Consider the following 14,020-nt stretch of genomic DNA (forward strand, 5'->3'; position numbering starts at 1 on the left):
AAGTGAACAATGAACCCGTTAGAGACATAGAAAACACGGCTTCGTCGTTCAACGGGAGGAAATACAGGTGTCTATAACTGAAAAACAACGCATGCAACAGGCAGAACTTCAGAAGAAATTATGGAGTATCGCGAATGATCTGCGTGGGAACATGGATGCAAGTGAATTTAGAAACTATATCTTAGGATTAATCTTCTATCGTTACCTTTCTGAGAAAACGGAACGACAAGTGGAACGCATGTTAAACGATGATGAAGACGATGGTATCTCTTACGAAGAAGCGTGGGAGAACCCTGAGTATCGAGAGGCAATCGAAGAAGAACTCATCAAACGTATTGGCTTCGTTGTAGAGCCTCAAGACTTATTTGGTCATTTAATTACAAAGATCGAACACCAAACTTTCGAAATAGAAGATCTTCACCGTGCAGTAAATAAGATAGAGGAGTCAACTAAAGGTGAAGAAAGTGAAGAAGACTTCTATCATTTATTCGAAGATATGGACTTAAATTCTACGCGCTTAGGTAATACTAACGCCACACGCACGAAGCTTATTTCTAAAGTTATGATGAATTTATCAACATTACCGTTTAATGATGGCGATGTAGAAATTGATATGTTAGGCGATGCTTATGAGTACTTAATCGGTCAATTTGCGGCAAACGCTGGTAAGAAAGCTGGCGAATTCTATACACCACAACAAGTGTCTAAAATTTTATCTAAAATTGTAACGACTGATAAAACGGATTTACGTCATGTTTACGACCCTACGTGTGGTTCAGCATCATTATTATTACGCATAGGTCGTGAAGCAAATGTACGTGAATATTACGGTCAAGAATACAATAATACGACATATAACTTAGCACGTATGAATATGTTACTGCACGATGTGAACTATACACGCTTCTCTATAGAGAATGGAGATACACTTGAACAACCGGCATTTGAAGGTAAGAAGTTTGAAGCGGTTGTCGCAAACCCACCATACAGTGCCAAGTGGAGTGCTGATTCTAAATTCCTAGATGATGAACGTTTCAGTAATTATAGCAAACTCGCGCCAAAATCTAAGGCTGACTTTGCGTTCATTCAACATATGATTCATTACCTTGATGATAATGGCACAATGGCTGTTGTTTTACCTCATGGTGTCTTATTCCGTGGGGCAGCAGAAGGAACTATTCGTCGTTATATGATTGAACAGAAAAACTATTTAGATGCGGTAATCGGATTACCTGCGAACCTTTTTTACGGTACGAGTATTCCTACATGTATCTTAGTATTTAAAAAATGTCGTAAATCAGAAGATGATGTATTATTTATTGATGCCTCTCAGTCGTTCGAGAAGGGCAAAAATCAAAACCACATTACTGATGAAGATGTCGATAAAATAGTTGACACATATCGCAATAGAGAAGCTATCGATAAATTTAGTTACAACGCCACTTTACAAGAAATCGAAGAAAACGACTTCAACTTAAATATACCACGCTATGTTGATACATTCGAAGAAGAAGAACCAGTGGATCTCAATAAAGTTCAACAAGAACTTAAAGATATTGAAAAAGAAATCGCTGAAGTCGAGAAAGAAATACAAGGTTACTTAAAAGAATTAGGAGTCGCTAACCATGACTAACGATAAAAGAAAAGTTCCAGAACTACGATTTCCAGGATTTAAAAATGAATGGGAAGAGGGTTTAGTAGGTGACAATTTTACTTTTAAAAATGGGATTAATAAAGGTAAGGAATATTTTGGACATGGTATACCAATAATAAACTTTAAAGACGTATATAATAATAGAGCTATCTATTTCGATAATTTAGAGGGAAGGGTAGAAGCTAGTTTATCTGAAATCAAAAACTTTTCTGTTAGACAAGGTGATGTTTTTTTTACTAGAACAAGTGAAGTTATAGAAGAAATAGGTCTGCCAGCTGTAGCAATGTCAGACATGGGTAGTACGGTTTTTAGTGGATTTGTATTGAGAGCTAGACCAAAAGATAATTGCAATCTATCCAGTGATTTATTTAAAAAATATGTTTTTATTACGAACTTGTTTAGAAAAGAAATGATGATAAAAAGTTCTATGACTACGAGAGCATTAACTTCTGGACAAGCTATAAGTAATATGAAATACATGTATCCTAAACAACATAAAGAACAACATATACTTGGTAATTTTTTTAGCAAACTCGACCACTTAATCGAACTTGAAGAGAAAAAACTTGAGTTACTTGAACTACAGAAGAAAGGGTACATGCAACAAATCTTCTCCCAAAAGCTACGATTTAAAGATGAAAATGGGAATGATTATCCTGAGTGGGAAGAGAAGAAATTAAGCGATGTAGCATTGACATATAGTGGAGGAACCCCAAGTTCTATAAACAAAAGTTTCTATAATGGTACAATTCCATTCATTAGATCTGGAGAAATTGGTGAAATTTCAACTGAACTTAAAATAAGTGAAAAAGCATTACAAAATTCTTCGGCTAAAATGATAAAAGAAGGCGATATTTTATACGCATTATATGGAGCTACCAGTGGGGAAGTGGCGATAAGTAAAATCGATGGTGCAATTAACCAAGCAATCTTATGCATACGAACTGATGAATACCCTTCTTATTTATACTACTATTTGAAATACAAAAAAAATCATATTATCAAGACTTTTTTACAGGGTGGACAAGGAAATTTATCAGCAAAAATTATTAAAAGTATCCTAATAATATTGCCGTCACTAGAGGAACAAGCTTATATTGGTAATCTTCTAAGCAAAGTAGATAATCTAATCAATCTTAAAGAAAAAAAAGTTAATTTACTTAGACAACAAAAACAAGGTCTTTTGCAAAAAATGTTTATTTAATAATCATTATATGATTAAATAAATACAATGCTATACAAATTTAATCTTTTAAAGAAGTGAAAATATGACAGAAAAAGAAATATCATTACTAAAGTTTATGAAAGATATCGCTATTTTAGACAACTTAAACCACTATACGAAAAACTTTAATGCATTTTAGGTATTAGGTGTAGTAAATACGGAGATTCGTCACAGTAACGTGCTTGCTTGGTTATTTAGTCCATACGAAAATCACAATCTACGGGATTCGTTTATGAAGAAATTTCTGCATATATATGTAGACATTACATTGAATGAACTAGATAATTTTAACTATTTAGAACTACTAATAGCTGATAATAGTGACTTAAAGGTTAGAAGAGAATGGGAACACATTGATTTATTGCTTATATCAGAGACCAATAAGATCATTGTTGCTATCGAGAATAAAGTTTATAGTACCGAATCTGAAGGTCAATTAGAACGTTATACTCAAGTACTTAACCATGAATTTGAGAATTATCAAGTATTTAAGGTTTATCTTACACCTGAGGGTGATTTAAGTTCTATCCCCGATGAATGGGTAAATATGTCTTATGCCGATATTATACATGCTATTGATAGTATTCTTCAAAACGATCTTTCACTTGATTCAAAGGTTAAAGACTTTTTATCTCAGTACTTAGATATTTTAAGGAGGCATATTTTGACTGATACGAAACTTGAAAAAATATGTAGAGAAATCTATTTTAAACATAAAGATGCTTTAGATTTAATATATGAATATAAGCCTGATATAAATAGTGATATCAATCACGAACTCACTGAAATTATCAAAGAAAATGAACATATCATAATGGATGATTGCAATAAATCATATATTAGATTTACTACAAATACGTTAGATGATTTATTAAAGGAATATCAAACTGTGCAAAGATGGACATCAACTCAGCGCCCATTATTATTTGAGATTAAAAATTTTCCTAATAGAGTAAGTTTACATTTAGAATTAGGTCCTGGAGAAACTGAATTAAGAGAAAAAATACATCATATCACAAGTGAGAATTCACGTATTTTTAGAAATCAACGTAAATTATCCCAATCTTTTACAAATTTATATACTAAAAATTTAGCAACTAATAATGAACTTAATGGTGAAGACCATCACAACCTTATAAGTTTTGTGACGGATAAATTTGTTAAATTTATTGAGAATGAACTTCCTAGGATTGAAGAGAAAATTATTAATGGGTTTAAAGATGACACGCTATAGGAGTTAATTCACATGGGGGATATTAAAGAACTCTATGACAGACTTATGCAAAATTTAATGTCATTGGACGATGATGTCCGACTAAAAGAATTAAAATTCTATAATGCCTTCAAACTTATTAAAAACTTTGTGAGCGTTTAGGTCTTTCTAAAAAAAGCGTTTTAGCTTTATATTTAAAAGTTAAGTTAGACAGTGCTGAGTTTATAGAGGTTTTTAGTAGTGACGTGACAGATATAGGGCATTAAGGAACAGGTAATTTTGAGATTAGAATTAGTAATGATAATGAACTTGAAAAAGCCAAAGTTTATATTGAGGAAAGCTATGAATCAAGTTAAAGTTATAGTTATGACACAAGATTGATTTAAAGTAATACTACTTATAAGGTTAAAACCATGACAGTTCTAAATAATAAACTAATTTAATAAAAAATTATAAGTCTGAATTAAGTTATGATTTAAGCCCTACAACTAATTAAGGTTGTAGGGCTTTATATTTAGAAGAGCGTTTTACTAAATTTATGATATTTTTGTTCTATTATAAGATAAGTTTGGTAGTCTAATAATCTTAAATTACAGATAACCTTATTATGTACGTCTCGACTGTTAATTGTTGTAGGTTTATGAGTTCGTATAAAAGAAAGGTTATTTTTTAAGTTATACTTTCTACAATCTTTAGAACTTATCTCATAATCGAATTCAAGACTAATTTTAGATTTATCTGAAATCGAAGAAAGGGGCAAGACAGTAAAATCACATGGTAAAGTTTTTAATTCAGCACCAATAATTAAAACTGGTCTAGCTTTATATGCTATTTTTTTATCTTTAATGTTGTAGTATGGTAATCGCGTTATGGCGATAATACCTATATAATCTGAAGCATCATTCCACACATCTAAATTCCTCTTCATCAATATCGTCAAACTCATCTAAATACATATCGTATAAATGATCATAAATTCTCATATTTTCAGCGTCTTTTCTTATATCATCTATTTTGAGTGAGTAATACCCACGTTGGTTGGTTCTCATACCTTTCCTGCTATTCTTCCATGATAATTCTTCATGAGACATTTTGCTTAGCGTATAAGAATCGTATTTACCATATGTGTGAACGGTGTTATCAATAATGTATGTTTCTGTAGCATTTAATTTAAAATCACTAAACTCTTCCTCTTTAAAATGCTTAAATATATTTCTAAGTGAAGGTAATACAGGACCGTAAACCCATCCTTCAAACTTCTCGTTAAATAGTGTTTCACCAGTCAATACTAATGATGTTTTTTGGGCGAAATACATAAGTTTGTGGGCTTTCATTTCATCACCGATTAAACTTTCACCGGTTATACGTTCATGTGCTTTAACGAGTGCTTGTAAAATTTCATAAGTGCGTTCCATGCATATCCCTCCTCAACTATATAATACAATATAACACGTACAATATGATAAAAAATCTATTAAAAAACTTAATAAATTTTAATCGTAAAAAAATAGCCATTATGCAGCAACATAATGACTAAATAGTTGTTGGTAAACATATCAGCGAATTTCACGGTTCCATATGTTCTAAACTCTAACACCTAGATCAAGGTCAAAGAGACTAGGTGTTTTATATAAATGAATTATATTACATATCACTACTAAAAATCAACTCAAAGCTAATTAAATTTCCTAACTTTTAAATATTATTTTATACTTTTAACATTATTTCCATGCTCAATAGGGTATTGTACTATAAAAGACATAGGAAGTGTTAAAATGAAGATCGTTAAAGATCTAGTTAGGTTATTTCTACCATTTGTAGGTGGTAATATCATAGGTAAAGTTATCGCTAATGAAACGAAACAAGACTATGAAGATTTTAAGAAGCCTCCCTTTGCGCCACCTAAAATCGCATTTCCAATCGTATGGTCGATACTTTATCTCATTATGGGTTTCGTGTATATGGCTATTCGCAAGAAAGATAAGGACTCACTTGATGTAATGGTCACACATTGCACACAACTTATTCTTAATTTCTCATGGACGTTACTTTACTTCAAATGGAAGTTAAGATTTACAGCCTTAATCGATAGTTTCCTACTATTAATAGCGGTAGTTGTTCAAACTGTCGTAGTCATTAAAAAGCGACCAATCATTGGCATGTTGCTATTACCATACGTTGTATGGAGTGCGTACGCAAGTTACCTTACAACAGGTAATTGGATCTTAAACAAAGACAATCCTAACTATAGTAACGATATCTAAAGAAAACGCCTTACTACACATGTAGTAGGGCGTTTCACATTTAATAATCCTTCTATTTAAATAATATCCTCATCCATACCTAAATTGTCCTTTTGAATTGGTACCCATAATTGGGCTTTGGTGTAAGGGTGGTCGAATGATAGATCAAGTGGGTAGACTTCGACATATAAGCTATCACGTTCGTAAGGTAAATTAAGCTCTAATCGTGTCTCGATATAATGCCATGCTTCAGTGGTCACGTAATCAATTTCACCTTCTAAATTGAACATCGCATAGTGTCGCTCTGGAAGTAGACGACTTTCTAAATGATCGGGATAGCGTTCACTAGGTACGCCAATAAATAATTCTAAACCATTATCTAATGGGCAACTGACAACGAACAACTCGTGCGGGCTACAATCGTTATATTTAATAATGTCGTCTAAATCACCGCTCAAACTTAAGTCTTCGAGAAAGTCAGGAATCAAAAAGTGCTGACTTAAATCATCAGTAGGGACGAATCTCGATTGACCTACAAGTGAGATATCGCTTAAGTTTTCAAGTTTATAGCGGTAGGGTTTCTTTTCAGTTGCAGATAATTTAATATATAAACGTTTCTGTATATTTAATCGGTCTTGTTTGGTTTTAACTTGGATTGGTGAAATGTCATGATGTGAACTAAAGTCATGCGCGAATTGGTTCATATCTGGGTAACCAAAGCGTTTAGCTAAATCAATTAATCTACCACTTGTATGTAAAATTTCGTGTGCTGCTACAGTCATTTTTCGAGCGTAATGATAATCCTTAGGTGATAGCCCGAGTATCATTTTAAATGCTTGTTCTAAGTGATAGGGTGAAAGACCAACGTAATCACTGAGTTCTTGTAAATCGAAAGGCTCTAACAAACGATCTTCAATATACACAATCGCTTGCTGAAGTTGATTGATAACGTTCAAAATGTTCACTCCTAAAATCTAACTCGCATTAAGTTTACACTAAATTGATTTGAATTACACGTTGAATGGTTCTCGTTCAATTCATATATTTGGAAAGTATATATAAAAGCGTTTCATAAGTCAAAAATTATCGGTTGTTCGTTTCATTGCTTCTTCCTCTCTGAAAAGCCCTTTAAATATACACATGTTTCTTGAGTCGTTTTTATAGTAATACTATCGAACACTAAGGGTACTAAATACGACACTTAAGAACTTTTGAAAAATTTTAATCATTCATATGGTAATTTGATAGTGTAGATTTATTAACCTAAACGCTCTGAAGGGAGTGAAGAAGCTTGAATACGACGTTTTTAACGATGTTAATCGTAGTTATTAGTGTTCTAATTAGTTTCTATGTTACGAAGGGCTTTTTCAAAAGCAATAAAAGATTCTGGCTTCAAGTACTTGTGGCTGGGTTATTAGGTGGCCTGTTAACATTAGTACTGTATATGCTCTTTATACCACCTCAATGACGCATTACAATTGAGCAAATAGTTAACTGACCGTGTCTTGATAAGGGCACGGCCTTTTTAATGCGTGCATAAAAAACTGGCGATTGTAGTCGTATACAATCAGCCAGCGTTTATAAAATCTAATATTATATTGATGTTTATTGAATGTCGTCCCACCATTGGAACCCATCACGGCTTAGGAGTAGGTCACTTTCAAGTGGGCCGTTTGAACCTGCTTCGTAGTTAGGGAATTCAGGTTCTGTGTGTTCCCATTCTTCTTGAATGATATCAATGAATTTCCATGTTGCTTTTAATTCTTCCCAATGCGTAAAGTTTGTCGCATCGCCTTTAAGGCAGTCGAACAATAAGTTTTCATACGCATCTACAGTATTCATCTTATCATGAGCACTCATTGAGTAAGAAAGTTGTACTGGTTCTGTTTCGATACCTTGAACGTATTTCTTACCGTTTAGGTGGAATGACACACCTTCATTTGGTTGGATATTAATCACAAGTAGATTGGAATCTAAATGTTTATCACGTTCGTAATATAAGTTCATTGGTACTTCTTTATATTCTACGACAACTTGAATCGACTTACGTTTCATGCGTTTACCTGTACGGATGTAAAACGGTACGCCAGCCCATCTGAAGTTATCGATCATTACTTTACCTGAAACGAACGTAGGTGTCTTAGAGTTTTCGTCGACACGGTCTTCGTCACGATAGCCTTTGACTTCTTGGCCTTGAATCTTACCTTTATCATATTGTCCACGTACGAAGTTACGTTGTACGTCTTCTGGTTTTAGAAGGTGAAGTGACTTAAGGACTTTGACCTTTTCAGAACGAATATCTTCACTTTCTAGGCTAATAGGTGGCTCCATTGCGAGTAGTGCAACCATTTGAAGCATATGGTTTTGGACCATGTCTTTTAAAGCACCGCTTGATTCGTAGTAACCACCACGATCTTCAACGCCGAGTACTTCTGAAGAGGTTACTTGAATGTTTGAGATGTATTTATTATTCCATAAAGGTTCAAACATGGCGTTACTAAAACGTAGAACCTCGATGTTTTGTACCATATCTTTACCTAAGTAGTGGTCGATACGGTAGATTTCTTCTTCTTGGAAGGAACGTCTAATTTGTTCGTTTAACTCTTCTGCAGATGCTAAATCACTGCCGAAGGGCTTTTCAATGACGAGACGCTTAAAGCCTTTCGTTTCAGTTAAACCTGAAGACTTTAAGAAATCTGTAACGGTTCCAAAGAACTGAGGTGCCATCGCTAAATAAAACATACGATTGCCTTCAAGTTCGAATTCATGATCGAGCTTTAAACTTAACTCAAGTAAGTTCTCGTAGCTTTCTTCATCATTCACGTCATGAGGTTGATAAAACACGTGTAACATAAATTTGTCTAAGTGTTTTGTATCTGCGACATGGGCTTGAATTGATTCTTTTACTTGAGTACGAAATTCATCGTTTGTTAATGATCTTCTTCCGATTCCGATAATGGCAACGTGGCTGTCTAAATTATCTTGTTGGAATAAATGGAATAAAGATGGAAAAAGCTTTCTATGACTTAAATCACCAGTCGCACCAAAAATGGTAATCAAACATGGAATTTGCTTATCAATTTTATTCAAGATTTAAAACCTCAATTCTAAATAAATATCTTTACTTATTATAGAACAAGTATAGGGGATAAGCATATACTTTGCTTTAAATTTTAATCGAATTGTATTATCTTTTTAAAGTGTTGATGTGATAAGATGACGTTAAGGGAGGCACTTACATGGAATTAGTATTTTTCGGAACAAGTGCGGGATTACCAACGAAAGAGCGTAACACCCAATCTGTCGCATTAAAACTTGATCCTTACCAGTCTGATGTATGGTTATTTGATGTCGGTGAAGCAACGCAACATCAGATTCTACATCATTCGATAAAGCTCGGTAAGGTGAGTCATATCTTTATCACGCATATGCATGGTGACCATATATTTGGATTACCTGGTGTGCTTACAAGCCGCTCGTTCCAAGGCGGTGAAGATAAGCCATTAACCATTATTGGGCCTAAAGGCATTAAATCGTTCGTCGAGATGAACTTGAAGTTATCACAGTCGCATTTAAATTATCCGATTGATGTGATTGAGCTTGATCACGAGATGGACCTTGTGATTAATGAGTTTCAAGTTACGGCGAAGATATTGAATCATGGTATTCCATCGTACGGCTTTAGAATTGAAGCGCCTAGTACGGTAGGTAAGTTAGACGTTGAGAAATTACGTGAGATTGGTATGGAACCTGGTCCGTTGTATCAACAGGTTAAGTCAGAGGATACGTTCTCATATAATGGTGAAATTTATCATTCAAGAGATTTCCGTGGTCCTTCGAAAAAGGGGCCGGTTATTAGTGTGCTTGGTGATACGAAACCGTGTTCGAATGAGGATGTGCTTGTAGAGAACGCGGACGTAATGGTTCATGAAGCGACGTTCTTAGATGGTGATAAAACGTTAGCGCAGAATTATCATCATAGTCATATTGATGATGTATTTGAATTAATGCAGCGCAATGATGTTAAGTACAGTTGCTTAACGCATATCAGTAATCGCTACACGATTGAAGATGTTGAAGAGATTGAAGCTGAGTTGAAGGCTGGCTTTAGTCATGATTTTAGATTCGTAAAAGATTTCGATGCGTATACGTTTTAATAGAAGTCATTGTGTGGCGCTTGTTTAGGATTAGCGCGTATGAATATTTATATAATGATAGCCGCGGCGAGGTTGCCACGGCTATTTTTTATGTGGATAAGTTGGGCGGGGCTCCGGCACATCTCAAAGAACAAAGAAGACTTAGCTTCTTTGTAAGTTCAACCAACGAATTAAAAATTCGGGTTGAGCTTTATGCGTAAGCAAATTAACAAGCTATGCAAGCCGGGGTTTATGAGCTAAGCTAGGACGACGCTGATTAAGCGCGGAACAAAGAAGCAATAGCTTCTTTGTAAGCCCAACTAACAAACTAAAGTTTGAGTTGGGCTATACAGGAAAGCATGCTAACAAGCTAAGGTAACGGGATATGTTTTAAATATAAGTTTAATGGCTCAGTTGTAACAATTCACAAACAGCTGACTCCTAGGGGCGGGGCCCCGGCACAGAAATTTGCCTTGGCAAATTCTCAAGCAAAGCAAGCCGGGGTTTATAATTGAACTAGTGACAGCATGAATTAGCCCCAATTAAAACAACCCAACTCATTCTATATGAGTTGGGCCGTGTAAGACGTTGAGAATCATCTCAACCTCAATATTATTCGTCGTTATTTGATAATTCTACGCTGCGGTCTACCGCGGCTTTTAAACAATCCTCAAAGATGCCTTGAATATCATGGTCTGACAACGCATTTAAACCTGCTTGCGTCGTACCACCTTTAGACGTAATGTTCTTACGTAATTGTTCCATGCTTAAATCAGAACGTTCGATCATCTTACTTGTACCGATGATTAAGTTACGGATTGATTCTTCAACTTCTGATTTCTCTAAACCTAAGTTTGTTCCAGCTTTCACATACTGTTCGAATACATGGTATAAGAACGCTGGACCACTACCTGTAATCGCAGTAACTTGGTGAAGTGAATCTTCATTTACTTCCATAACTGAACCGAATGCGTTGATTAAGTCATGTACTTCGCCTTTTGAAGTAGGGCCAAAGTTATTTGAGAAACTTATACCTGTAACTGAGTGACCTACGTGTGCGTTTGTGTTTGGCATAATACGAGCTATTGGATTACTTGTTCCAAGTTGTTCTCTAATGTAAGAAATCGGTAATCCAGCCATAATTGAGATAAACTTATTGTTATCGTTGATATATGGTCTGATTCTGTCAGCTAAGCCATCAAAGTCGTGCGGCTTAGTACCTAAAAATACATAGTCAGCGTCTTTTAATAGCTCCTCATTATCGTAATTATAATTGACACCAAGTTCCTTGTTATACGACTTTAAGCGTTCTTCATTCGAACGATTCGTTAACAGGATATTTTCAGGTGGTACAATATTTGAGTTCACAATTCCTGTAAAAATCGCGTGTGCCATATTTCCAGCACCATAGAATACAATTTTCATACGGTATCTCACTTCCTCAATTTAGTTTTCTACTTTATATTAACATATTTCATGAAGTAAACTAGTCATGAGGTGATAAATATGGTTTCACAACACTTTATTGTGACCGGCGGAACGAGTGGTATCGGTCTCTCTCTCGTAAAAGCCCTTTTAAAAAAAGGTGTGAAAGTGACCTTAATCGTGCGCAATGTTGAGAAGGCGCAATGTCTTCAGGAAACGTACGGTTATTCAAAGGTGAATTATATACATTGCGATTTAAATGATATCGAATACATTAAAGAAATTTCAGGTGAGCTCGAACAATTTGCCCCGTACGACGGTTTTATCTACAGTGCGGGTATGGGCTACTTTAAATCAATTGAAGCACATACGATAGACGAAACCGTTCAAACGTATCAATTGAATTTAGTCAGCTTTTCCGTGCTTTATAAACTTATCAAACCTTATTTAAGATTTAATGCGCATATCGTCGGCATATCAAGTATGGCGGCCTTTTCGTCTCAACCCGCTGCAGCGCATTACGGTGCAAGTAAGGCGGGGTTTTATCAACTGTTAAACACGATTCGCTTAGAAGAACCGAATTATCACGTGCTCGTTGTGAACCCGGGTCCAGTTAAGACTGAGTTTCATGAAAAGGCCGACCCGACCTTAAACTATCAAAAGAAAGTTAAACTGATTATGTTGAATAAAGACAAGCTTGCGAAGCGTATTGTCAATGGTATTGAACATAAGAAGCGTGAGATTAATACGCCACGTTGGATGTATGTATTGCTTAAGATTTATCAATTAAATCCGGCATTTTTCGAGACTAAGTTTAAAGGGCTTTTCACATCGAAGCTGAATAAGTAGCCTTCACGACGACTTTATTGCGACTTAACATGGTGTTTACAATGGTCAGATATACTATTCTCATAAAGAGAGAAAGAGGTGGACGTTGATGCAACGTGTTATGAAAGTTATCGCGGTATGCGTGATGATGCTCAGTGTACTTAGTTTCGTGCCACAACAAGCTGACGCATCAGAGAAGTTAAAAGAGGGTGAAACATTTCATCTAACGGTATTACATAGTAATGATTGGCACGGTCATTTGGATGATACGACGAAGCTTGAGAATGGTAAGATGCATGAGAACAATGTTGCGAAGTACGCGACGAAGATTAAGGAAGTTAAGCAACAAGAAGATAACGTGCTTGTCCTTGATGGCGGTGACTTGTTCTTACGCGGTGAGTTCGAAAGTGCTGAAGGGGACCTTGAAACGAAGCTTATGAAGAAGATGGGTTATGACGGTTTAGTAATCGGTAATAATGATTTCCGCGTACATCCTGCCGGTACAGGTGACCCAGCACAACGTGATGCATTCTTAAAGAATTATCAAAAGAACGCGAACTTCCCGTTACTACTTGGTAACGTGATTGATAAAGATACGAATGACTATATGAAGATGACTGACCCGTATCATACGTATACGTTTAAGAAAGGCGTTAAGATCGGTGTAATCGGGTTAACGTCGATGAAACCTGAGAACCGTAAGTGGAACGATGTTAAGGATTTAGATTTCATCGAGCCTACCAAAGCACTTAAGAAATTAGTGCCTGAAGTAAGTAAGAAATCTGATGCGAATATCGTGTTGTCGCATGTTGGTAATAAAGGCGACCACGACTTAGCGAAACATCCTGGTGTTTCAGCTGTACTTGGTGCCGATACGCATAAAGTGATTAAAGGCGGCGCTGAATATGAATCTAACGGTCATGAAAACGTACCGATTACACAAGGCGGTGGCGAAGAGGAACATTACCTAGGTCGCCTGAACTTAACGTATAAAGTTAAGAACGGACAGCTAGAGCTTGTAGATTCTAAGGATAAGTTATACGATATCGAGAATGTCAAAGCTGATCCAAAGATTAAACATATGATTGATGAATATCGCGCTGATATGAAAGACGATCAAGGTCAAGCTGCGTAGGGTAATCTTTGGATGGTATGGCTTGCTGTGGTAAGCGGTGAAAAGCTGCTTGCCGCAGCTTTTTTGGTTGGTGCGGGGGACGGGCGGTCGTAGGGGTTGAGAGAATAGAAGCGATTGTATGAAATAATCTCAATTTGAAATTACAAGATTTTTGGAACGAG

Annotated in this window: 12 protein-coding genes and 1 pseudogene; 8 read left to right on the forward strand and 5 right to left on the reverse strand. The window is 35.5% G+C overall.

All coding sequences use genetic code 11. The annotated features are described in order from the left end of the window. The first annotated feature begins 67 nt into the window (after window positions 1–67). The 3 genes and pseudogenes from A33S_RS0102140 to A33S_RS0102155 all read left to right on the forward strand — a co-directional run. Window positions 68–1,633 (forward strand): type I restriction-modification system subunit M, encoded by a 1,566-nt coding sequence (locus A33S_RS0102140; protein ID WP_017176502.1) that lies wholly within the window; start codon window positions 68–70, stop codon window positions 1,631–1,633. Beyond that, the gene (locus A33S_RS0102145; RefSeq protein WP_009382483.1) at window positions 1,626–2,858 is read left to right on the forward strand and encodes a restriction endonuclease subunit S; all 1,233 of its coding nucleotides are present in this window, start codon (window positions 1,626–1,628) and stop codon (window positions 2,856–2,858) included. Before A33S_RS0102140 ends, A33S_RS0102145 begins: the two co-directional genes overlap by 8 nt. A gap of 181 nt (window positions 2,859–3,039) precedes the next feature. Next, window positions 3,040–4,113, forward strand: a pseudogene (locus A33S_RS0102155) (PDDEXK-like family protein); the annotation flags it as partial. 493 nt (window positions 4,114–4,606) lie between these two features. Here the strand turns inward: A33S_RS0102155 and A33S_RS0102165 are convergent. Both A33S_RS0102165 and A33S_RS0102170 read right to left on the reverse strand, forming a co-directional pair. After that, window positions 4,607–5,002 carry a type II toxin-antitoxin system PemK/MazF family toxin gene (locus tag A33S_RS0102165; protein ID WP_009382478.1) on the reverse strand — a complete coding sequence of 132 codons (396 nt, stop codon included), beginning with the start codon at window positions 5,000–5,002 and terminating at the stop codon, window positions 4,607–4,609. Then, window positions 4,992–5,507, reverse strand: a complete 516-nt coding sequence (locus tag A33S_RS0102170; RefSeq protein WP_009382476.1) for a Panacea domain-containing protein — start codon at window positions 5,505–5,507, stop codon at window positions 4,992–4,994. The genes A33S_RS0102165 and A33S_RS0102170 overlap by 11 nt, the downstream gene beginning before the upstream one ends. Window positions 5,508–5,867: 360 nt before the next feature. On the opposite strand from A33S_RS0102170, the gene A33S_RS0102175 reads away from it, so the two are divergent. Next, entirely contained in the window at window positions 5,868–6,356 is a 489-nt protein-coding gene (locus tag A33S_RS0102175) for a TspO/MBR family protein (protein ID WP_009382475.1), read from the forward strand. A 56-nt stretch (window positions 6,357–6,412) separates the two neighbouring features. Here the strand turns inward: A33S_RS0102175 and A33S_RS0102180 are convergent, their stop codons facing one another. Then, window positions 6,413–7,291 (reverse strand): AraC family transcriptional regulator, encoded by an 879-nt coding sequence (locus A33S_RS0102180; RefSeq protein ID WP_009382474.1) that lies wholly within the window; start codon window positions 7,289–7,291, stop codon window positions 6,413–6,415. Between the two features lie 335 nt (window positions 7,292–7,626). Here A33S_RS0102180 and A33S_RS12165 point away from each other — a divergent pair, with 335 nt between their 5' ends. Continuing rightward, window positions 7,627–7,803 (forward strand): hypothetical protein, encoded by a 177-nt coding sequence (locus tag A33S_RS12165; RefSeq protein ID WP_017176505.1) that lies wholly within the window; start codon window positions 7,627–7,629, stop codon window positions 7,801–7,803. Window positions 7,804–7,940: 137 nt separating this feature from the next. Here the strand turns inward: A33S_RS12165 and zwf are convergent, their stop codons facing one another. Next, window positions 7,941–9,425 carry a glucose-6-phosphate dehydrogenase gene (gene zwf, locus A33S_RS0102190; protein ID WP_009382473.1) on the reverse strand — a complete coding sequence of 495 codons (1,485 nt, stop codon included), beginning with the start codon at window positions 9,423–9,425 and terminating at the stop codon, window positions 7,941–7,943. A gap of 149 nt (window positions 9,426–9,574) precedes the next feature. Between zwf and rnz the strand changes: the two genes are divergently transcribed. Beyond that, window positions 9,575–10,492 carry a ribonuclease Z gene (rnz, locus tag A33S_RS0102195; protein WP_009382472.1) on the forward strand — a complete coding sequence of 306 codons (918 nt, stop codon included), beginning with the start codon at window positions 9,575–9,577 and terminating at the stop codon, window positions 10,490–10,492. A 591-nt stretch (window positions 10,493–11,083) separates the two neighbouring features. Here rnz and proC read toward each other — a convergent pair. After that, window positions 11,084–11,896 (reverse strand): pyrroline-5-carboxylate reductase, encoded by an 813-nt coding sequence (proC, locus tag A33S_RS0102200; RefSeq protein ID WP_009382471.1) that lies wholly within the window; start codon window positions 11,894–11,896, stop codon window positions 11,084–11,086. An 81-nt stretch (window positions 11,897–11,977) separates the two neighbouring features. Between proC and A33S_RS0102205 the strand changes: the two genes are divergently transcribed. Together A33S_RS0102205 and A33S_RS0102210 are read left to right on the forward strand one after the other, a co-directional pair. After that, window positions 11,978–12,745 (forward strand): SDR family NAD(P)-dependent oxidoreductase, encoded by a 768-nt coding sequence (locus tag A33S_RS0102205; protein ID WP_009382469.1) that lies wholly within the window; start codon window positions 11,978–11,980, stop codon window positions 12,743–12,745. Window positions 12,746–12,833: 88 nt separating this feature from the next. Next, complete coding sequence (locus A33S_RS0102210; RefSeq protein WP_009382467.1) at window positions 12,834–13,859, forward strand: bifunctional metallophosphatase/5'-nucleotidase; 1,026 nt, start codon at window positions 12,834–12,836, stop codon at window positions 13,857–13,859. Window positions 13,860–14,020 lie beyond the last annotated feature (161 nt).

Origin of the sequence: Staphylococcus massiliensis CCUG 55927 (genome assembly GCF_000298075.1) — a bacterium.
Lineage (GTDB): Bacteria > Bacillota > Bacilli > Staphylococcales > Staphylococcaceae > Staphylococcus > Staphylococcus massiliensis.